At 60.5% G+C, this 20582-nt stretch carries 16 protein-coding genes; 10 read left to right on the forward strand and 6 right to left on the reverse strand.

The annotated features are described in order from the left end of the window. Positions 1-7: 7 nt before the first annotated feature. A complete protein-coding gene (locus LF252_RS02660; protein ID WP_226267139.1) occupies positions 8-400 on the reverse strand; it encodes a SpoIIAA family protein in 393 nt (130 codons plus the stop codon). 89 nt (positions 401-489) lie between these two features. Here LF252_RS02660 and msrB point away from each other — a divergent pair, with 89 nt between their 5' ends. Next, the gene (gene msrB, locus LF252_RS02665; RefSeq protein ID WP_226267141.1) at positions 490-939 is read left to right on the forward strand and encodes a peptide-methionine (R)-S-oxide reductase MsrB; all 450 of its coding nucleotides are present in this window, start codon (positions 490-492) and stop codon (positions 937-939) included. 57 nt (positions 940-996) lie between these two features. Next, a complete protein-coding gene (locus tag LF252_RS02670; RefSeq protein WP_226267150.1) occupies positions 997-2505 on the forward strand; it encodes an NCS1 family nucleobase:cation symporter-1 in 1509 nt (502 codons plus the stop codon). A 77-nt stretch (positions 2506-2582) separates the two neighbouring features. Here LF252_RS02670 and LF252_RS02675 read toward each other — a convergent pair whose 3' ends face one another. Beyond that, entirely contained in the window at positions 2583-3008 is a 426-nt protein-coding gene (locus LF252_RS02675) for an META domain-containing protein (protein ID WP_226267152.1), read from the reverse strand. Between the two features lie 208 nt (positions 3009-3216). Here LF252_RS02675 and uvrA point away from each other — a divergent pair, with 208 nt between their 5' ends. The 5 genes from uvrA to LF252_RS02700 all read left to right on the forward strand — a co-directional run bounded on the left by uvrA (position 3217) and on the right by LF252_RS02700 (position 8199). After that, positions 3217-5763: an excinuclease ABC subunit UvrA gene (gene uvrA / locus LF252_RS02680; protein ID WP_226267154.1), complete on the forward strand. Its 2547-nt coding sequence runs from the start codon at positions 3217-3219 to the stop codon at positions 5761-5763. A 604-nt stretch (positions 5764-6367) separates the two neighbouring features. Beyond that, the gene (locus LF252_RS02685; RefSeq protein ID WP_226267156.1) at positions 6368-6709 is read left to right on the forward strand and encodes a hypothetical protein; all 342 of its coding nucleotides are present in this window, start codon (positions 6368-6370) and stop codon (positions 6707-6709) included. Positions 6710-6755: 46 nt separating this feature from the next. Continuing rightward, a complete protein-coding gene (locus LF252_RS02690) occupies positions 6756-7031 on the forward strand; it encodes a hypothetical protein (protein ID WP_226267158.1) in 276 nt (91 codons plus the stop codon). A 113-nt stretch (positions 7032-7144) separates the two neighbouring features. Next, entirely contained in the window at positions 7145-7681 is a 537-nt protein-coding gene (locus LF252_RS02695; protein ID WP_226267160.1) for a YfiT family bacillithiol transferase, read from the forward strand. A gap of 65 nt (positions 7682-7746) precedes the next feature. Next, positions 7747-8199 (forward strand): DUF3060 domain-containing protein, encoded by a 453-nt coding sequence (locus LF252_RS02700; protein WP_226267162.1) that lies wholly within the window; start codon positions 7747-7749, stop codon positions 8197-8199. Positions 8200-8273: 74 nt separating this feature from the next. Here the strand turns inward: LF252_RS02700 and LF252_RS02705 are convergent, their stop codons facing one another. Next, positions 8274-10826: an alpha-amylase family glycosyl hydrolase gene (locus tag LF252_RS02705; RefSeq protein WP_226267164.1), complete on the reverse strand. Its 2553-nt coding sequence runs from the start codon at positions 10824-10826 to the stop codon at positions 8274-8276. A 133-nt stretch (positions 10827-10959) separates the two neighbouring features. Next, positions 10960-11793 (reverse strand): formyltetrahydrofolate deformylase, encoded by an 834-nt coding sequence (purU, locus tag LF252_RS02710; RefSeq protein ID WP_226267165.1) that lies wholly within the window; start codon positions 11791-11793, stop codon positions 10960-10962. A gap of 150 nt (positions 11794-11943) precedes the next feature. Here purU and LF252_RS02715 point away from each other — a divergent pair, with 150 nt between their 5' ends. Beyond that, positions 11944-12945 carry an SDR family oxidoreductase gene (locus tag LF252_RS02715; RefSeq protein ID WP_317197833.1) on the forward strand — a complete coding sequence of 334 codons (1002 nt, stop codon included), beginning with the start codon at positions 11944-11946 and terminating at the stop codon, positions 12943-12945. 223 nt (positions 12946-13168) lie between these two features. On the opposite strand, the gene LF252_RS02720 is transcribed toward LF252_RS02715, so the two are convergent. Further along, the gene (locus tag LF252_RS02720) at positions 13169-13648 is read right to left on the reverse strand and encodes a hypothetical protein (protein ID WP_226267167.1); all 480 of its coding nucleotides are present in this window, start codon (positions 13646-13648) and stop codon (positions 13169-13171) included. A gap of 17 nt (positions 13649-13665) precedes the next feature. Beyond that, positions 13666-14088: a DUF3592 domain-containing protein gene (locus LF252_RS02725; RefSeq protein WP_226267169.1), complete on the reverse strand. Its 423-nt coding sequence runs from the start codon at positions 14086-14088 to the stop codon at positions 13666-13668. Between the two features lie 137 nt (positions 14089-14225). On the opposite strand from LF252_RS02725, the gene LF252_RS02730 reads away from it, so the two are divergent. Then, entirely contained in the window at positions 14226-16922 is a 2697-nt protein-coding gene (locus tag LF252_RS02730; protein WP_226267171.1) for a substrate-binding domain-containing protein, read from the forward strand. A gap of 405 nt (positions 16923-17327) precedes the next feature. Continuing rightward, complete coding sequence (locus LF252_RS02735; RefSeq protein ID WP_226267173.1) at positions 17328-20483, forward strand: SusC/RagA family TonB-linked outer membrane protein; 3156 nt, start codon at positions 17328-17330, stop codon at positions 20481-20483. Positions 20484-20582 lie beyond the last annotated feature (99 nt).

Consider the following 20582-nt stretch of genomic DNA (forward strand, 5'->3'; position numbering starts at 1 on the left):
TAAAAAGTCAAGCTTGCCGCAGCAGCCAGGCATAGGCGGCGGCTACGTCGTCGAAGAGCAGGACGGTGGGGGTGGTGACAAACCGCATGGCCGTTTCCATGGATTTGCGGGCAGGCCAGTACGGCGGGTACACCCAGGCCACGTGCCGAATGCCTTGCCGGGCCAGCTGGTGGTAATATTCGCTGCCCACCCAACGGGCCCCTTGCTCCCAGTCGCTGGTAACCTGGCTGTTGTCGTTGAGCATTTTGCGGCAGGGATGTTGCAGCAGAAACTCCAGCACCAACTCGCCCCCCGCGCGGGCCGATTGGGCATCATGGACGCCCTTCCATTCTACGTAGAGCCAGTGGTTGTCGGCGTCAAAGGAGATGGACAGGGCAGGCGTGTCGTAGAGTTGCTCCATATGCTGGGGCGCAGGTAAGCCAGTCAGAGAAACCTGAACGGCGGTAGTACGGGAATATAGGCTAAAAAACGCAACATGTACGCACGCCCATGCTTCGCTGGATTGATATTCTGACCTACGCCCGTTACGGCAACCCCGAGCCGCCACACCGGGTGGAATATAGTGAGCAGCAGTGGCGGCAGCTACTGCCAGCTGAGCGGTTTGTGGTACTGCGCGAAAAAGGTACCGAGCCACCCTACCGCAATGCCTACTGCCGCAGCTACGAGCCTGGCCGCTACCACTGCGCTGGCTGCGGCACCGTGTTATTCGATTCGGCCACCAAGTACCACGCCATATCCGGCTGGCCCAGCTTCACCCAGCCCGCTACCCGCGGCGCTATCCGCTACCACTTCGACGATAGTTACCACATGCACCGCATCGAGGCCGTGTGCAACGTGTGTGGTGGCCACCTGGGCCACGTATTTTCTGATGGCCCGGCTCCGGCCGGGCTGCGGTACTGCATCAATTCAGTGAGCCTAGTGCAGGCGGCTGACGCCTGATTGTGAAATGCTTGCGCAATCTGCTTTCTTTAGGAGAGAACCTACTTGCTCTCTGCAATGGACCTAACCACTACCGCTGCCTTCCCCGATGCGCCTGCCAGCGCCGGCCTGATTAGTGAAGACTTGGCCCCCGTGCCCCCCGCGGCCCGCCGCTGGACCACGGCCAACTACGCGGCCCTCTGGATTAGCATGAGCCTGTGCATTCCCACGTACATGCTGGCCAGCTCGCTCATTGGGGGCGGAATGAACTGGTGGCAGGCGCTATTTACCATCTTTCTGGGCAACACAGTGGTGCTGGTGCCCATGCTGCTCAACGGCCACGCGGGGGCCAAGTATGGTATTCCGTTTCCGGTGTTTGCGCGGGCTTCGTTTGGGGTGCGCGGGGCCAACGTGCCGGCTTTGCTGCGGGCTATTATAGCCTGCGGCTGGTTTGGTATTCAGACGTGGATTGGGGGCTATGCCTTGTATCAGATGGCGGTGCTGTGGGTACCTGCGCTGGGGCAACTGCCGCCGGTGTTTCCGGCCAGCTGGGGCCTAGCTACTGGGCCGGCGGTGGTGTTTGTGCTGTTTTGGCTGATGAATATGGCCGTGGTGTATTTGGGCGTGGAGAGCATCAAGAAGCTGCTGGTATTCAAGGCGTTTTTCCTGCCGGTGGCGGCAGTGGCGCTGCTGTGGTGGGCCATTGCGGCGGGCCACGGCCTGGGCCCGATTCTGAGCCAGCCGGCCAAGTTTGCGTCGTCCTCGGAGTTCTGGGCGTACTTCTTTCCAGCCCTCACTGGTATGGTGGGCTTTTGGGCCACGCTTTCCCTCAATATCCCGGATTTTACGCGCTACGCCGTGAGCCAGCGGGCCCAGGTACTGGGCCAGGCGCTGGCTTTGCCGTCGTCCATGACGCTGTTCTCGTTTGTGGGCGTGGTGGTTACGTCGGCCACGCTGGTGATTTACGGGCAAACCATCTGGGACCCGGTGGTGCTGGCCGGCAAGTTTGAGAGCCGGGTGCTGGTGAGCGTGGCCATGCTGGCCGTGGCCCTGAGCACGCTGGCTACCAACATTGCCGCCAACATCGTGAGTCCCGCCAACGACTTCGCCAACCTCAATCCGCAGAAGATTACCTTCAAAACCGGGGGCTACATCACCGGCGTCATCGGCCTGCTCATCTTCCCCTGGAAACTCATTGCCGACCCTTCAGGCTACATCTTTACCTGGCTGGTGGGCTACTCGGCGCTGCTCGGCCCCATCGGCGGCATAATGATAGCCGACTACTACCTGCTGCGCCATCAGCAGCTTGATGTGCCCGACCTCTACCGCTACGAGGGCCGCTACGGCTACCAGAACGGCGTGAACTACCGGGCCGTGCTGGCGCTGGTTATCGGGGTATTACCCAATCTGCCTGGATTCCTGCAGGCGGTGGGCGCCGTGCCCACCGGCGCGGTGTGGCCCTGGCTGGCGGGGTTGTACAGCTACGCTTGGTTTGTGGGCTTCTTCCTTTCGGGCGGGCTCTATGTGCTGCTCATGCAGCGTCAGCCGCGGGCCGTGGCAGTTGGTGGGTTGGTGGAGGCGGTGTAATAAAGCTAGACACAGCACTGCCGATAGAACTACAATTTTCATAGCTCTATCGGCAGTGTGCTGCGTCCGGTTATTGATTATTGGGCGGCTGTGAAAATCAGATGAGGCTTGGCAAGCCCGTCTTCGTACAGCCGTAGCTCTTTCCCAACTAACTCATAGCGTACTGTGCGGGGTAAGGCGTTCAAATACCGGTTTTCCAGGGCTTGAACAGCGCAACTGGTCTGAGTGGCTGTTTGCTGACTAATAGCCAGCTTACCGTTTGAGGTATGTAGTGAATAGGTGCCGCTGAAAGAATTGCAGGGCGACAGACCTGTGGTAGTATTGTCGGGGCTGAACTGCACATAGGTGCGGTAGGAGTCGGTGTAGCTGGAAAGGTTGATAGGAAAATCCTCCACTTGGCTCAGCATCCAGCGAGTCTGTTGGAGCTGTTGGGCCGGCTGCGCGTCCTCCTGACAGCCAGCGGCTAAGAGTAGGGTCGATAGAGAGAGTAAGACGAGACGCATACGAAGTATATAAGAGTGAACAATAGGTAAAATTTTCTTGAGAGGCCAATGTATGAAGCGGTGTTTTTCTATGCAACGGTCTTACTAGTAGTAGCTTATTGGAATACGGTGGTTTAATCCATCATCAGTGCACGTAATCATAAGGCAAGGCTGGGTAGATGCTTCTATTCCATAGCCGTATACTAAGCCGCCACCCAACTCTGCGGCCATGCCTGATTTCTCTCCATCGACTACCAACCAGAACGGCTTCGTGCGGGTGCGCGGGGCGCGGGAGCACAACCTCAAAAACGTGGATGTGGATATTCCGCGTGATGCGCTGGTGGTGTTTACCGGCGTGTCGGGTTCGGGCAAGAGCAGCCTGGCGTTTGGCACCCTCTACGCCGAGGCCCAGCGCCGCTACCTGGAATCGGTGTCGCCGTATGCGCGGCGGCTGTTTCACCAGATGTCAGTGCCGCAGGTGCAGGCCATTGAGGGACTGCCGCCGACCGTGGCCCTGCAGCAGCAGCGGGGCACGCCTACCACGCGCTCCTCGGTGGGCTCGGTTACCACGCTGTCAAACCTGGTGCGCATGCTCTACTCCCGGGCCGGCGACTACCCGGCGGGCCAGGGCATCATCTACGCCGAAGCTTTTTCGGCCAACACGCCCGAAGGTGCCTGCCCCACCTGCCACGGGCTGGGGCGCATCTACGAGGTAACCGAGCAGAGTATGGTGCCCGACCCTACGCTTACCATCCGGGAGCGGGCCATTGCTGCCTGGCCCCAGGCCTGGGGAGGCCAAAACCAGCGCGACATTCTGGTAACTCTGGGCTACAACGTGGACATTCCGTGGCAGGACCTACCCCAAAAGCAGCGCGACTGGATTCTGTTCACGGAGGAGCAGCCTGTGGTGCCGGTGTACCCCGGCTACTCGCCCGAGGAAACCCAGCGGGCCCTCAAGCGCAAGGAGCCGCCCAACTACATGGGCACTTTCACCAGCGTCCGGCGGCACGTGCTGCACACTTTCGCCACCACCCAGAGCCCGCTCATGAAGAAACGGGCCCTGCAATACATGCTCAGCACCGAGTGCCCCACCTGCCACGGCAAACGTCTGCGCCGGGAGTCATTGAGCGTCACGTTTGCCGGGCTGGACATTGCCGATTTTTCGGCCCTGCCGCTCAAGCGGGTAGAAGCCCTCATCCGGCCCTTCGCCGAGGGCAAGGCCAAGCCCCAGGCCCACGACCAGGACCACCCCGAGCAGGCCGAGGTAGCCCGCCGCATCACCCAGGATTTGTGCGCCCGCCTTATGGTACTGCTCGACTTGGGGCTAGGGTATTTGTCATTGGAGCGCAGCACGCCCACGTTGTCGCCGGGGGAGCTGCAGCGGCTGCGGCTGGCCACGCAGCTGTATTCCAACCTATTCGGGGTAGTGTATGTGCTCGATGAGCCCTCGGCCGGTCTGCACCCTTCCGATACTCAGTCCCTGCTGAAAGCGCTGGCTAGTCTGCGCCAGGCCGGTAATTCACTGTTCGTGGTGGAGCATAACCTGGATGTGGTGCGGCAGGCCGATTGGCTGGTGGACGTAGGCCCGGCTGCCGGGGAGCAAGGGGGGCAAATTTTGTACAGCGGCCCACCCGAAGGGTTAATTGGCGTGGAGCCTTCCCACACCCGCCGGTTTCTGTACCCAACCGCCCGCACTGCCGCGGCCCGCACCGTGCGTGAGCCGCTGGGCTGGCTGCAGCTGGAAGGCGTGCGACGCAACAACCTGCAGAACCTGGCGGTGCAGCTGCCGCTAGGCGTGTTTACCACCGTTACGGGCGTGTCGGGCTCGGGCAAATCTAGCCTCATCAGCCAGGTGCTAGTAGAGTTGGTAGCCGAGCAGTTAGGCCAAGTGGTGGAAGCGGAAGAAGAAACCGAAACCGACCCGTTGGAACAAGCTGCCGCCCCCGAAACCGGCGGCCGTATTGTTGCCGGGCTCGAAACCATCAAACGCATGGTGCGCGTGGACCAGAAAGCCATCGGCCGCACCCCGCGCTCCAACATGGCCACTTATACCGGCCTGTTTGACCACGTGCGCAAGCTATTTGCCGCCACCCCCGAGGCCCGCAAGCGCCGCTACGATGCCGGCCGCTTCAGCTTCAACGTGGCCAAGGGCCGCTGCGAGAACTGCCAGGGCGAGGGGTTTGTGATGGTGGAGCTACTGTTTCTGCCCTCCGTGTATTCGCCCTGCCCGGTGTGCCACGGGGCCCGCTATAATGCCAAAACCCTCGAAATCCAGTATCAGGACAAGAACATTGCCGAGGTGCTGAACCTGACAGTGGACGCGGCCTGGGAGTTTTTCCGGGAGGATGCCGCTGTGCACCGGGCCCTTACGGTGCTGCGCGAAGTGGGTCTGGGCTACCTGCGCCTCGGCCAGCCGGCCACCGAGTTGAGCGGGGGCGAGGCGCAGCGCATCAAGCTGGCCACCGAGTTGCAGCGCACCGGCCGTGGCAACTCTCTCTACGTGCTCGACGAGCCCACCACCGGCCTGCACCCCGCCGACGTGGAGCGCTTGTTAGTGCAGTTGCAGCGCCTCGCCGACGCAGGTAACACCGTGGTGGTAGTAGAACACGATATGCGCGTGGTAGCTGCCTCCGACTGGGTACTTGATATGGGACCCGGCGCCGGCGACGAAGGTGGCCACGTAGTAGCCCAGGGCCCGCCCGCCACAGTAGCCGCCGCCAAAAACAGCAAAACCGCCCCATTCCTGAAGCGGTTTATGCAAGCCCAGGGTGAGTAGCTACGGTGTTGAGGCGCGGCCGTTGCAAAGTGGAAGCGGAGCATCAACCCGCTGTGTGTTGTTGGTCGCTCTGCTTCGCCATCGTTCAGCAACGTGGCAGTGGCCTCCTATTTCTAACCTGTCCCAAATCTGTCTCTGCCTGATGCCGGGCAGAATTTGTGTACCTTTCAGAACCAGCCCCGACATTTTGGGTGGTATTGGCTGGTTGCTGCTTTTCTGCGGCCGAGTTCGGTCGCTGCCACGGCGTTCAGCCGGCTTCTTATCGCCCCGCCTACCGGCTTGGCGTCCCATTTACGGGTTACCTCCATGGATTCCTTCTACCAGCCAACTGCGGTACTCTTGCAGGCATTTGGCTTCACGCAGTTTGCCTCGCCAGCGGGGCAAACTCGCTACAGCCGTCCCAGTGAGTGCGGGCAGGAAACGATGGTACTCTACCCGGATGGAGAGCTAACGCTACTGGAGGCTGTGCATGGACAGTTACTCTATTGTTTTCAGGGGCGAGTATCTTCGGAGGTGGAGTTGCGGGTGTTGTTGCGGCAAGTAAACTGGCCAGCCGAGGTACGAGCTGCATAATGGACACCTATCTCTTTTTTTCTCTCTTCTCATGACGGATTCCTACCTACGAAGCCTGGGCTTTGTCACTATTGATGACTCCCACGGAACCCAGCGCCCGGCCTTTGCTCAGTCTTGGCGCTACCAGCACGATACGCTGGCCCACGATGGTAGCTGCTTGTTTATCGAGCATCCGCTGGGTATTGATGCCTGTCGACTCAGCCAACTGCCTGCTCCACTTTCGGCCCAAGACGTGGCCGCCACGGTGGCCTTACACGACCGGCCGGGCCTGGAAGCAGCTATCCAAGCATTTTTTGTGGCGCACGGCGGCCTAGGGCTGGCCGCTCCGCAGGTTACACCTAACGTGTTTCGGCCTTACCGGCGGAAGCTGTAGCGTCAAGTCAATTGTTAATTTACTAAACACCCCAGTTGGTACTACTATGGACCAAGACTTACAAGAAAGCCTGGCTAATAATGCCAAGGAATGGCTGGCCCTATCTCTTTCCATATCTTCCGCCGAAAAACAGGCATTTGCCAAAGTACACGACGGATTCTTTACAACTTACGGGGCTGCCTTTATGGCGCGGGTATACCGGCAGACCTTTGAGCAGGCCTTGCAGAGCATGCCGGAGCAGGAGCGTAATCGGCTGCTGAGCACTTTCCGGGAATCGATGGACCGGGCTATTGACGAGCACTACACGTTTACTCAACCCTGAGCGGATAGGTGAAGCTCTGCGTGAATGCCCAGAACGAGAGAAATGACGTATGCTGGCCGCCGGCGGGGTAGGGCGGGTACGTATGTGTTTGGGAGGTGGTATGTTTACAGCCTATGCAACCGTCTTATATTGATCTGCAATACCCCATCGGTAAGCCTACGCTGCCCACCGCACCCCTCACATCCGCCGAGCGGAAAACGTACCTCGACCAGCTGGGCGCGCTGCCGGCCCAGCTCACGGCTGCGGCCCGCGAGGCGGGGGGCGTACGTCTCGAAAACTCGTACCGCCCCGGTGGCTGGACGGGCCGGCAGGTGATTCACCACCTGGCCGATGTACACCTGAATTTCTATCTGCGCTACCGCCTCGCCCTCACCGAGGATAACCCCACCATTCGGCCCTTCGACATGAATGCCTGGGCCCAGCTGCCCGATAATGATGCGGTGCCCGTAACCGTGTCGTTGCAACTGCTGGAGGCCGTGCACTCCCGTTGGGTTACGCTGCTTTGGCACCTCACCGACGAGCAGTGGCAGCGCACGTTCTACCACCCCTTATATGATACCACGTACACCCTCGACCAGGCCCTGGTGCAGTACAGTTGGCACGGTCGCCACCACCTGGCCCATCTGGAGCTGCTGAGCCGGGAGGTATAATACGCGTGTCTCTAGAATCGTAAATTCTACCACACGAAACCTGAACGTTCAATTATTCTTCACATATGCGTATCAAACCACATACATGCTTGGTAATAGCAGCCCTTGCAGCTGCGTTAGGTGCTTGCTCACAGACCAGCTCTGATGGCAGGTTCACGCCTCGCGAGCAAGGGTACGCATCCACCTCATCTACCGCTGACATAGCACGGGATGCAGCTGCCGGAACAGATTCTAGCACTGGAACGGCTGATGAAACCGAGGTGAGCATCAACGCTAACAACTTAATACAGACGCGCACGATACACAGCCAAACTGTGCAGTTGATAGGAGATGGTAACCGCGTCACCTTCGCAGGGGAAAGTAAGGTGTTCAGCCTGACCGGAAACTCCAACGACGTAAAGCTGGATAACGTGAAAGACATTGAAATAACCGGCGACAATAACACCGTTATTTGGCGTGGCACCAGACCATACATCAGCACGACCGGTAAAGGCAATGTGGTAAGGGAAACAAAATAGCTTGTGCCATTCCAGGCATGCAAAAAGGCCTCAGCAAACACTGAGGCCTTTGTTTCTCTACTACCTTCCACGAGTTAATGGGCCACTACCAGCCGCTGCACCGAAACCGCCGCGCCTGACCGGATGCGTAGCAGATAGGTGCCATTGGGCCAGGTGCTGGTGTCGAAGCTGGTACGCCGGCCGGTTAGTGGCAGCGTCCGGAGCAGTTGGCCCTGCAGGCTGTACACCTGCAGCTGGGCCGAAGTAGGGAAGGCTATTTCTAGCATTACCTGCCCGGTGGCAGGATTAGGGTAGAGCTGAGGCGCAAAGCCATTTCTAGCACCGGCCGTAGCCGTAATCTGCGTGGGCGTGAGTTGCAGCAGCCAGGTTTGGTTGGTTCCCAGCGCCGCCAAGTTCGAGGTCCAGTTGCTGAAACCGCCCTGTGCATCAAGCGTGACGGTGCCAGCTGCCTGCCCCGTGAGTAGCTCCGTAACCTGGTATACACCCGCGGGCAGCGTAGAAAGGGCCAGGGAAAGCGCCGGACTGGCCGAAGTGCCCATATTGGCTACCGTCAACACGGCTTGTTGCTGGTACACCCGGGCGTACCCCAGCACGCTAGCAGCCGGCGAAGACACTGGCAGCAGATAGCCTTTGCGCAGAGGCTCGTGGGTGTTGCGCAGCCGGATGAGCTGCTTGTAATGGTTGAGCAGAGAGGCTGGGTCTGCTTGCTGGGTGGCTACGTTAAACTGCGCGTAGTTGCTGTTAACAGCCCGCCAGGGCGAGCCGGTAGTAAAACCGGCCTGCGTTCCGGCCGTCCACTGCATGGGCTTGCGCTTGTCTTCATCTACGCCCGAGCCCTGCATACCTATTTCCTCACCGTAGTACAGAAACGGCACTCCCGGCAGCGTCAGGTATAGGGCAGCTGCCTGCTTCATGCGGCCCAGGTTGCCGCCCAACTGGTCGAGCACCCGGTTCTGGTCGTGGTTGGTGAGGAAGGTACCGTACTGCAGCTTCGGGTAGGAACGGTCCACCACGGTTAATTGCGTGCGCAGGGCGTTGGGGTTACCAGCGTTCAGGCTGCTGATGATGGCCGCCGCCTGGTCAAATTCAAAGCAGGCATCGAGGCGCTGGTTGAGCACGTAGGGCACCACGGCCGCCGTGTTGGTCCAGGCTTCACCAATGGTGAAGGCCTTGGGATTTACGGCCCGCACTGAGTCGTGAAACTCCTCCAGAATACCCATTGTCTCGGGCGTATTTTCCAGGGTGTTGCCGTTTTCCACCAGGTATTTTACTGCATCGAGGCGGTAGCCATCCACCCCCTTGCGCAGCCAGAACCTGGAGGCATCCCACATGGCCGCTTTCAGCTGCGGATTCCGCCAGTTAAGGTCGGGCATACCGCTCCAGAACACCCCGTAGTAGTAGCTGCCGTTGCGTGGGTGCCACACCGGAGCGCCACCCGGCCCGGTACCGGGTACGCTGCTCGACCACCGGTACCAGTCCCGGTACGCGTTGGTAGGGCTGCTGGCCGCCTGCTGAAACCACGGGTGCTGGTCGGAGGAATGATTCAGCACCAAGTCGATAATCACCTTGATACCGCGCTGGTGGGCCGCCGCCAGAAAAGCCTCAAACTCGGCCATGGTGCCGTAATCGGGCTCAGTAGCCTTGTAGTTGGTCACATCGTAGCCGTGGTAGCTGGGGCTCTCCATCATGGGCATCAGCCAGATGCCAGTAACGCCCAGGTCGGAAGTGGTAGCGGGGTTGCCGTCGTTAAGGTAGTCGAGCTTCTGGGTCAGGCCCGCAAAGTCGCCTTTGCCATCCCCATTAGAGTCGTAGAAGCTCCGCACGAACACCTCGTAAAACACCGCGTCGTTCCACCAGTGGGTGGTGTAGTCAGTGAGGGAGGGCGTGCAGGTTTGGCAGGTCCCGAAGCACACAGCCGGGGTAGTATTGGTAGCGGCCGTGGCGTCAAACACGCGGGTTAGCGCACCGTTGGCATCGGCGGTACCGCAGGTGGCGGGCACCGTTTCCACGCCGCTCATCGTGTTACCATTCACGAAGCGGTACTGAAAACGCGTTGGCGCGGGTAGGGCAATCTGCACCTCGTAAATACCGTCGCCGTTGTCGTCGGTCAGGGGCAGGGCATTGGCATCACCTTCCAGGCCATAGCCGGCCAGGGGCTGAAAGTTGCCGATGACGTGCACCCCGGCCCTGGAAACAGTTAAGCCACGCATGTTTACGGCAAACCGTACCTGCGTATTGCAGCCCCCGAAAGTCAGCGCCGGCAAGCGCACGGCACTACCGCCCACTACCACCTGCCGGTTCACATTGCCACTGCCATCGGCCACCCCGCAGCTGGCGGGCGGCAGTTCCGCCCCGCCCCAGCCGTTGCCATTCACAAATTTGTAGAGGTAAGTGCCGGCCGGTACGTCCACCGTTGCTTCGTACACCCGGTCGTTGTCGGGGTCGGTGAGCAGGGTAGTGGCCGGGTTCCAGTCGGCCCCGTAGCCGGCCGCCGCCTGGAAATTGCCAGCCACGTGCACGCCGCCGGCTGCTACTGTCTGCTGGCGCATATCCACCCGGAAAGTAAGCTGCACAGCCCGCGCGCAGACGCTGCTCAGCAGTAGGGTAATAAGTAGAACGTGTTTCATCCAGATAGAAGGCAAGTCGTCAAAAGAATCCTAAAGATACTACCAGCAGTGCCTGGGATGCAGCAAAAAAGGCTGCCCAGCTCGGTATTTTACCAAGCTGGGCAGCCTTTTGAAGAGTATCAGCCTTGTGCCGCTACTCGAACACGATGGTTTTGTTGCGGTGGACGGCTACCTGCTCCCGGAATACTAGCGTGAGGGCCCGGGCCAGGGTGAGCTTTTCCACGTCGCGGCCGGCCTGGGCCATGTCGTGAGCATTCTGGGTGTGGTCCGTCGGAATGACGCTCTGGGCAATGATGGGGCCCTGGTCGAGCTGGTCGGTGACGAAGTGGGCGGTGGCTCCGATGCTTTTCACGCCCCGGGCGTAGGCCTGCGCGTACGGGCTGGCCCCAATAAAGGCCGGCAAAAAGCTGTGGTGAATGTTGATGAGCCGCTCGGGGAAATGGGCCACAAACTCCGGCGACAGAATGCGCATGTAGCGGGCCAGCACCACAAACTCCGGCTGGTAGTGCTCAATCTGCTGCAATACGGCCGCTTCGTGGGCCTCCCGCGAAATGCCCTCGGCGCTGATATGGTGGTAGGGCACGTTCAGTCGCTCCGTCAGCTCGCGCAGGTTGTTGTGGTTGCTGATAACGGCCAGAATTTCGGCCTGCAGCTGCCCAAAGAAATGGCGGATTAGCAACTCTGATAGGCAATGATGCTCTTTGGTGGCCAGCACCACGATGCGGCGGGGCCGGTCGTCGCGCAGCCGAACGCGGGCCGCGGCGGGCAGTGCCGCCCGCAGGTCGCGTAACAGCGCCTCCTGCTCACAGGCCCCTTCAAACTCGGTGCGCATGAAGAAATGCTGGTCGTCGCGCTCCACAAATTCGCCGTTGCGCAGCACGTTCAGGCCATGTCGGTACAAAATTTCGGTAATCCGGTACACCAGCCCCGGCTCGTCGGGGCAGTCAATCAGCAGGAAATGAGCCATAAGGTGGGGCGCATGAATCGGTAGGTGAAAGCAGCGCAGGCTGGTAGCTGAAAGCACGGCTGGCCAAAGGTACGCATCCGGTTTATAGGGGCCATACCTCAGCGGGCAAGCTCAACCTAACCAAACAGTCCGGCTTGCGTTGGCACAAGTATGAACGAAGACCATAAACTCAGCCGCCGCCAGGTAATCAACGGCCTGGGCGCCAGCCTAGCCGTGGCCGCTGTAAGCCCCATACTCCCGGCCGATGCGGCCGAACCATCCTTTCCCGTTATGCCCCTCAAAGACCCAACCACCGCCTACCCCAAGCCGCCGTTCAAAAGCCAGCAGCAGCCTTGGCCCGGACTAGCCGGCCAGATGGACCCCAAACCCGACCACGGCGAGCAGAGCTACAAAGGCTCCGGCCGCCTTAAGGGCCGCAAAGCCCTCATTACCGGCGGCGACTCCGGCATGGGCAGGGCCGCCGCCATTGCCTACGCCCGCGAAGGAGCCGACGTAGCCATCAACTACCTGCCCGCCGAAGAAGCTGATGCCAAAGAGGTAATAGCCCTGATTAAAGCGGCCGGCCAGAAGGGCGTGGCAATTCCCGGCGACCTGCGCGACGAGGCTTTTTGCAAAAAGCTGGTGGCGGAAGCCGTGCGGCAGCTGGGCGGACTGGATATTGTGGTAAGCAACGCCGCCCGCCAGCAAACCCGCAAGTCCATCCTCGACCTGACCACTGAGGATTTCGACGCCACGATGAAAACCAACATCTACGCGCCGTTCTGGATTATTAAGGCCGCATTACCCCACCTGCCGCCGGGTTCAGCCATCATCGGTACCACTTCCGAGCAGGCCACCGACCCTTCCGAGGACCTGTACGATTACGCCCAAACCAAGGCCGCTACCACCAATTACGTCCGCTCCCTGGCCAAGCAGCTGGCTCCGAAAGGTATTCGCGTGAACGGCGTAGCGCCCGGCCCCATCTGGACGCCCCTGCAGGTAAGCGGCGGTGCCACTCAGGAAAAGCTAGTGAAATTCGGCGGCGACACGCCCCTGATGCGCCCCGGCCAACCCGTCGAGCTGGCCTCCATCTACGTGCAGCTCGCCGACCCGCAGGCCAGCTACGCCACCGGGCAGGTGTATGGTGCCGCCGGCGGTAAAGGCCTGCCATAGCGCACAGCCCAATACGAGCTAGAAAAAACGCCCGGCTACCTGAGTAGTCGGGCGTTTGTGTTTTGTTAGAGCTATAGGCTGATTTGCTTCAAAAGTGAACGTCATGCAGAGGCGCAGCCGAAGCATCTCGCGTGCTGATGTTTGGATTAGCTTTACAACGTCAGCACGCGAGATGCTTCGGCTGCGCCTCTGTATGGCTAATAACGCGCTGCTAGTCAGATAACTATGAACCAAGCATCCAGTTTCGTAACAGGGTTTCGGGTTCGGTGCGGTGGCGGGCGGTTGAAACAAGCGTCAAGACAATCGGCTTGGCTTCTGCTACTTCCAGTTTCAGGTAATACTGTTCTGGCTTCTCGCCTTGCTCAATTGCTGCGTGGCGTATGGATGCACGTTCGGCCGTGAATGTCTGCGTGGGAGTTCCGCGTCGGTCAAGCCAGTCAAGGCGCAGTTCATCACCCAGTAAGCTCAACCGCACCCGCCGGATGCTCCACCAAACGCCCAGCCCCACGGCCAGCACCAGTAAAGCCAGAGTGCTGCCTACCGCTACTAAGCCGGTGTGATAAGCCAGATGAAAATCGGGCAGGAACAGGAAGGGCAGGCCGAGCAGCAGCGGCCCCAAAAAGCTACATAGCAGCACCATGGTGAGGCGGCCGCCGTCGAAGGTGCGTAGGTCGATGCAAGCAGGTGGAGAGGTAGTCTGCATCTTATGAAGTAGATGTGCTATAGCTGTTGAAAAATAAGCCAGAAGCAGTAACCAATACAACCTGTCCCCGATGACATCATGGTATAAGCAGCCAGGTTCGCTCTACCATGGTGAATCATAAATTCTTCTGGATTGACCGGGTTGTAGAGAACACGCAGCGTTTCCCCCGCTTTATACAAGCTGTCTTCCTGTGATGCTAACTGAGTGTAGCTCTTTGTTATCCAGCGTTTGTCTGCTGTCACGAACCGAATAGAGTATTGGTAGAGGCCTCTGCCGTCCAGAAATGCAAACCAGGTGTCATCAATCACCTGGGTTACTAAGCCGTCAGCCTCCAGCCCATTCTTTTGTAACCGTTGATATTTGTTGCGAAGCGAATTTCCTGAAATCAGGCCCATAGCACCAGCTATAAACCAGAGGATGATCTGTACATCGGGGTCCATGTAAACGGCTGAGTCAGGTATTTCAGAATGTTACCCGAAAGTACTGTTCTGTGTATCTTTCGGCAATGCCCCCCTTTCCATTTCCTTTCTGGTTGAAACGCTCTGTCGGTTGGCTGTGCGCAGTGCTGCTTGTACTGATGAGCTGCTCCCGCTCGGCCCCCAAGCGCCAGTATACCATCGGGTTTTCGCAGTGCACCAACGGCGACGCCTGGCGGCAGGCCATGCTGGCGGGCATGCAGAAGGAGCTGAGCTTTTACCCGGAAGTGCGCTTCCGGATGAAGGATGCCAAGTACAGCTCGGCCCTGCAGGAGCAACAGATCAAGGAGTTTCTGCGGGAAGGTATCGACCTGCTGATTGTATCGGCCAACGAAACCGAGCCCGTGACGCCCATTGTGGAGGAGGTGTACAACCGCGGCATTCCGGTAGTGATTCTGGACCGGCGTACTACCTCCAAGCTTTACACCGCCTACGTGGGCGGCAACAACTTGGAAGTGGGCCAGACGGCCGCCCGCTACGCCGCCGGCCTGCTGGGCGGGCGCGGGCAGGTGCTGGAAGTGCTGGGGGCCCCCGGTTCCAGCCCCGCCATCGACCGGCACCGGGGCTTCGCGCAGGCCCTGACTGAGTACCCCCAACTGCAGCTAGTAGCCCAGGTGAACAGCAACTGGGAGCGGCCCTCGGTGCTGGCACGTCTGCCCGCCGTGCTGCGGCAACACCCCGAAGTAGACCTGATTTTTGCCCACAACGACCGGCTGGCCCTGGGTGCGTACCAGGTGTGCAAGCAATTGGGCCGCGAGCCGCAGGTGCGTATTGTGGGCGTGGATGGTTTGCCAGGCCCACACGGCGGTATTCAGTTGGTGCAGGATGGCATTATCAACTCCACGCTGCTGTACTCGCCGGGTGGGGAAGAGGCCATCCGCACGGCCATGCGCATCCTGCAGCGTCAGCCCTTTGAGAAGGAAAACCCGCTGAGTACGATGGTCATCGACTCGACCAACGTGCTGACGATGAAGCTGCAAACTGAGAAGCTCAGCAGCCAGCAGCAGGATATTCAGCGCCAGCAGCGGCTGTTGCGGCGGCAGCAGGATACCTATGCCAGCCAGCAAACGGTGCTGTACGTGCTGGCGGCGGCGTTGCTGGGAGCGGCTGGGCTTGGGGTATTGGTGTGGCGGGCCTTCCGGGCCAACCGGCGCATCACGCAGCGCCTTGAGGCTCAAAACCACGAAATCCTCGACCAGCGCAACCAGATTCAGGAGTTTGCCGAGCAGGCCCGGGTGGAAACGGAGGCCAAGCTGCGCTTCTTCACCAACTTTTCCCACGAGCTGCGCACCCCGCTCACGCTCATCCTGGGTCCGGTGGAGGAAATGCTCACTAGCGGCCCCAACCTGCCCGCCGCCCAACGCCACGACCTGGGCCTGGTGCGCCGCAACGCCCAGCGCCTGCTACAGCTGGTGAACCAGCTCATGGACTTCCGCAAGATTGACGTGGGCAAGATGCCGGTGCGCGCCACCGAGGGCAACCTGGTGGCCTTCGTGCGCGAAATCATGGACGTGTTTGAGCGCCCGGCCCGGCAACGAGGCATCCGGCTCCGGTTTCTGCCCGCTGAGCCGGCGTTGCCGCTGTGGTTTGACACCAACGTGCTCGACAAGGTATTCTTCAACCTGCTTAGCAACGCCCTCAAATTCACGCCCGAGGGCGGGCAGATTACCGTGAGCCTGCAGCGCGTACCTACCGAAAACGCCGTACGCGTGAGCGTGGAGGACACCGGCCGGGGTATCTCGGAGCAGGACCGGGCCCACATTTTCGAGTGGTTTTACCAGGGCCAGCAGTCGGCGGCCAAGGGCTCCGGTATGGGGCTGGCGTTGGCGCTGGGCCTCACCCGGCTGCACCAGGGTACGTTGAGCTTCAGCAGCCAGCCCGGCCGGGGTAGCACCTTTGTAGTCACGCTGCCGCTGGAGCTGCCCCAGGAACTGAAATCAACGGAGGCGGTAGCGCCCGCCAACTTGGGTTTCTCGGTGGAGGAAGAACTGGCCCCGGCCAGCCGCCCCGAGCCAGAGGCGGCGGTGAGTGGGAGCGAGGCGCTGGTGCTCGTCATTGAAGATAACCCCGAGGTGAATGCCTTTCTGGTGCAGAAGCTGCGGCCCCACTTCCAGGTAACTACCGCCTTCGACGGGGCCCGGGGCCTGGAGTTGGCCGCCGACAGCATCCCCGACCTGATTCTGTGCGACGTGATGCTGCCCGAGCTGAGCGGGCTGGAGGTGGTAGCCCGGCTGAAAAACGACTGGCGCACCTCGCACATTCCGGTGGTGCTACTCACGGCCCGGGGCGCGTCGGAGCAGCAAGTGGAAGGCGTGCAGGCCGGCGCCGATTTGTACCTGACCAAGCCTTTCAACCCCACGTTTCTGCTGGAAAGTATCCGCACGCTGCTCAGCAACCGGGACAAGCAGCGCGAGCATTTCCGCCGGGAGCTGTCGGTGAGCACCGCCACCGTGGCCCCGCAGCGCGTGGACCAGAAGTTTCTGGCCGACCTCACGGCTATTGTGGAAGCTAACCTCTCGCGCTCCGAGCTGAGCGTGGAAGACGTAGCCCGCAGTCTGGGTATTTCGCGGGTGCAGCTGTACCGCAAGGTGAAGGCTGTGCTGGGCACCGGCGTCACCGATTTCATCCAGGGCATCCGCCTTACCAAAGCCCGCCAATTGCTGCTCTCCGACGAGCTGACCATTGCCGAAGTGGCGTATCAGTTGGGCTTCTCCTCGCCCTCGTACTTCTCCACGTCCTTCAAAGCCCGCTACCAAGTGTCGCCCTCCGAGTTCCGGGCGCTGCACACTACGGCGTAGTAGCGCGCAGCTCCGCTTCGCGCACTAGCGGAGCGAGTAACGGGCGTGTAGTGCTTACGCTCCGGGAACTCGCCTGCGGCTCGTGCGCGGAGCGGAGCCGCACTACTATGCACGATGCGCATCAGGGCTTCAATTTTTAAAAATTAGGTATCAAAATCGAAACTCAATCTGGTACAGGCGTGAATATTATTGTGTTTAAATAATTGATTGTCAGTAATTAATTGAAATATTCTACTGTGAATCAAAATCGAAATACTTTGAGCGAATAGAAGAAGCGGGTGGGAAGGAGGGAGTGAATATTTGGGCATCAAGTCGGCTGGCAATCTAGCTCGGCTTGACCCGGCCGCAGTTCCCCAGACGGCGGGCCGGTGGCTTCAGAATCCCACACTTTCCAATTCCCGCTTCATGAAAGACAAGTACCCCCTGCTGCGCCCGGCAGTTGGCCTGACGCTGCTCTCGGCCCTGGCGGCTGCGGCCGCAACTCCCGCCACAGCGGCCCCCGCTGAAGTCCGCGCCCCGCGCCTGGCCGACGTGAAAGTATCGGGCCGCGTGGTGGACGAAAATGGCGCCGGTATGCCCGGCGTAACAGTGGTAGCCAAAGGCACCGCCCTGGGCACCTCCACCGATGCCGACGGCAACTTCACCCTCTCGGTGCCCGACAACGTGACCACCCTGCTGTTCTCCTTCGTGGGGTACAAGTCGCAGGAGGTGCCGGTGAGTGGCGCTCCCCTGAGCGTTACGCTGGCCCCCGATGCCGCCGCCCTCGACGAAGTGGTGGTAACTGGCTACCAGACCCAGCGCAAAGCCGATCTAACCGGAGCCGTGGCCGTGGTGAAAACCGAGGAAATCCGGGACATGGCCTCCAACGACGTGACGCGCAACCTGCAGGGTCGCGTGCCGGGCGTGCAAATCACCACCGACGGGGCCCCGGGCAGCGCCGCCACCGTACGCATCCGGGGCTTCGGTACGCTGGGCAACAACGACCCGCTGTACGTTATCGACGGCATCCCGACCAAGGAGGGTATCAACCAGATCAACCAGAACGACATCGAGAGCATTCAGGTGCTCAAGGATGCCTCGGCCGCCAGCATCTACGGCTCACGGGCCGGCAACGGGGTCATCATCATCACCACCAAGAAGGCCAAGAAGGGAGCAACCCGGGTTGACTTCTCGACCTTCTTCAGCGTGCAGACGCCGGGCCCGCACCTGCAGATGCTCAACACCCTGGACTACGGCACGGTGTACGCCCGGGCGGCCATCAACGACGGCAAAGTGCCCAGCCTGCCGTACTACAACTTCCAGACCTCGCGCGACGCCAACGGCAACATTGTGCTGAACGGGGTGAGTACGCCGGAATTTATCGACGCCGATAAAACCATGCGCGCCTCTGATACCGACTGGTTCAAGGAAACCCAGCAGAACGCCCTCATCCAGAGCTACAACCTGAACGTGAGCAGCGGCAGTGAGCGGGGCGGGGCCCTGTTCTCGCTGAACTACTACGACAACTCGGGCACGCTGAAATACACCGGCTTCGACCGGATTACGGCCCGCCTGAACTCTGACTACAACTTCCTGGGCGGCAAGCTGAAGGTGGGGGAGAACCTCACCATTGTGAAGTCGCAACGGGCGGAGTACGACCTGAACCTGGTGCGCGACCGGACCACCCAGCTGCCCTCCATTGTGCCGGTGCACACCGTGGATGGCGTGGGCTGGGGCGGCCCCGTGGCCGGCATGAGCGACCGGGACAACCCCCTGCGCCTGCTCACCGATAACAAGCAGAACCGATCCAACACCGGCCGGGCCTTCGGCAACCTGTTCGCCGACGCCGAGATTCTGAAGGGCCTGCACCTGCGCACCAGCTTCGGCATCGACTACAGCCTCTACAAGTTCCGGCAGATTTACAAGACCTATAAGGCGGGCTTCCTGTCGGAGCAGAACAACCGCGTGACGGACAACAACCGGTTCTGGGGCAACTGGGTGTGGCAGAACACGCTGAACTACGACGTGCTGCTGGCCGGCAAGCACCAGCTGGGCGTGGTGGTGGGCTCGGAGCGCATCAGCTACTACGACGAGAGCAGCTACGCCTCGCGCACCAACTTTGCCTCCGAAGACCCCAATTACGCCTACCTCGACGCCGGCGCGGCCAACAAGGACAACGGCGGCGGGGCCACGGCTTACCGGCTGGCCTCGTACTTCGGCAAACTCAACTACAGCTTCGCCGATAAGTACCTGCTCTCGGCCACCCTACGCCGCGACGGTTCCTCCCGCTTCGGGGCCGATAACCGGTTTGGCGTGTTCCCGGCGCTATCGGCGGGCTGGCGCCTGAGCGAGGAAACGTTTGTGAAGGATAACGCCGGTTTCCTGTCGGATTTGAAGCTGCGGGCCGGCTGGGGCCAGACGGGCAACCAGGACATTGCCAACTTTGCCTCGCGCGGGTTGTACCAGTCGCTGCTGGGCACCATTGACCCCAACTTTGAGTATGACCGGGGCACGGCCTACGACATCTACGGCAACGATACGGCGCTGCCCTCGGGCTACCGCCGCTTCCAGCGGGCCAACCCCGCGCTGAAGTGGGAAACCACCACCCAAACCAACGTGGGCGTGGACTTCGGCTTCCTGGAAAACCGCCTGTCGGGCTCGGTGGATTACTTCGTGAAGAACAGCAAGGACATTCTGGTGAACCTGCCGTACCTGGCGGTGGTAGGGGAGGGCGGCGACCAGTTTGTGAACGGTGCCTCCATCGAGAACAAAGGCTGGGAGTTCCTGCTCAGCTACCAGAACAAGCTCGATAACGGCCTCAGCTACAATATTTCGGGTAACCTGGCCAGCTACCGGAATCGGCTCACCTACCTGCCGGCCGAGGTAATCAACGCCTACGGCGGCAACGGCCAGGACGTAACCCGCCTGGGTCACTCCATCAACGCGGTGTACGGCTACGTGGCCGACGGCATTTACCAGAACACGCAGCAGGTAAGCGAAGGCCCCACGCAAATTGGCGCAGCTCCCGGCCGCATCCGTTACAAAGACCTGAACGGCGACGGCAAGGTGGACAACTTCGACCAGACCTGGATTACCGAGGGTGTTCCGGATTTCAACTACGGCCTCAACCTGGGCGCGGACTTCAAGGCCTTCGATGTGCAGGTGTTCTTCCAGGGCGTGCAGGGCATTCAAGCCTTCAACAACTCCAAATTCCGCACCGACTTCGCCTCGTTGGCTACCGGCGAGAACTGGGGCCGCCGCCTGCTCGATGCCTGGACGCCCACCAACACCGGCTCCACCATTCCGGCCGCCACGCTCATCAACACCAACAACGAGGGCCGCGCCTCCACCTACTTCATCGAAAATGCCTCTTACCTGAAGCTGCGCAACGTGCAGGTGGGCTACTCGCTGCCCGAGGGCGTTGCCAGTAAGCTGAAACTGCAGGGCGTGCGGGTGTACGTGCAGGGTCAGAACCTCTTCACCATCAAGAGCAAGGAATTCACCGGCCCCGACCCCGAGGTAACCAACTACCAGTACCCGGTTCCCCGCATTTTCTCCACTGGCCTGAACGTGACTTTTTAAGTAGTGAGTAGCTGGTATTGAGTAGTGAGTTTCTGACTCACTATTCCTCATGCCGGCCGCTATTCACTCAGTACTCACTACTCAATTCTCACTACTCCC

Origin of the sequence: Hymenobacter pini (genome assembly GCF_020421205.1) — a bacterium.
GTDB classification, from domain to species: Bacteria; Bacteroidota; Bacteroidia; order Cytophagales; family Hymenobacteraceae; genus Hymenobacter; species Hymenobacter pini.

Coding starts and splice junctions, on each gene's coding strand:
- uvrA (WP_226267154.1), top strand. CDS start 3,217: ATGCCTGATTTCTCTCCATCGACTACCAACCAGAACGGCTTCGTGCGG.
- purU (WP_226267165.1), bottom strand. CDS start 11,793: ATGGCTCATTTCCTGCTGATTGACTGCCCCGACGAGCCGGGGCTGGTG.
- LF252_RS02715 (WP_317197833.1), top strand. CDS start 11,944: ATGAACGAAGACCATAAACTCAGCCGCCGCCAGGTAATCAACGGCCTG.
- msrB (WP_226267141.1), top strand. CDS start 490: ATGCTTCGCTGGATTGATATTCTGACCTACGCCCGTTACGGCAACCCC.
- LF252_RS02730 (WP_226267171.1), top strand. CDS start 14,226: ATGAGCTGCTCCCGCTCGGCCCCCAAGCGCCAGTATACCATCGGGTTT.
- LF252_RS02720 (WP_226267167.1), bottom strand. CDS start 13,648: ATGCAGACTACCTCTCCACCTGCTTGCATCGACCTACGCACCTTCGAC.
- LF252_RS02660 (WP_226267139.1), bottom strand. CDS start 400: ATGGAGCAACTCTACGACACGCCTGCCCTGTCCATCTCCTTTGACGCC.
- LF252_RS02705 (WP_226267164.1), bottom strand. CDS start 10,826: ATGAAACACGTTCTACTTATTACCCTACTGCTGAGCAGCGTCTGCGCG.
- LF252_RS02725 (WP_226267169.1), bottom strand. CDS start 14,088: ATGGACCCCGATGTACAGATCATCCTCTGGTTTATAGCTGGTGCTATG.
- LF252_RS02735 (WP_226267173.1), top strand. CDS start 17,328: ATGAAAGACAAGTACCCCCTGCTGCGCCCGGCAGTTGGCCTGACGCTG.
- LF252_RS02700 (WP_226267162.1), top strand. CDS start 7,747: ATGCGTATCAAACCACATACATGCTTGGTAATAGCAGCCCTTGCAGCT.
- LF252_RS02685 (WP_226267156.1), top strand. CDS start 6,368: ATGACGGATTCCTACCTACGAAGCCTGGGCTTTGTCACTATTGATGAC.
- LF252_RS02695 (WP_226267160.1), top strand. CDS start 7,145: ATGCAACCGTCTTATATTGATCTGCAATACCCCATCGGTAAGCCTACG.
- LF252_RS02670 (WP_226267150.1), top strand. CDS start 997: ATGGACCTAACCACTACCGCTGCCTTCCCCGATGCGCCTGCCAGCGCC.
- LF252_RS02690 (WP_226267158.1), top strand. CDS start 6,756: ATGGACCAAGACTTACAAGAAAGCCTGGCTAATAATGCCAAGGAATGG.
- LF252_RS02675 (WP_226267152.1), bottom strand. CDS start 3,008: ATGCGTCTCGTCTTACTCTCTCTATCGACCCTACTCTTAGCCGCTGGC.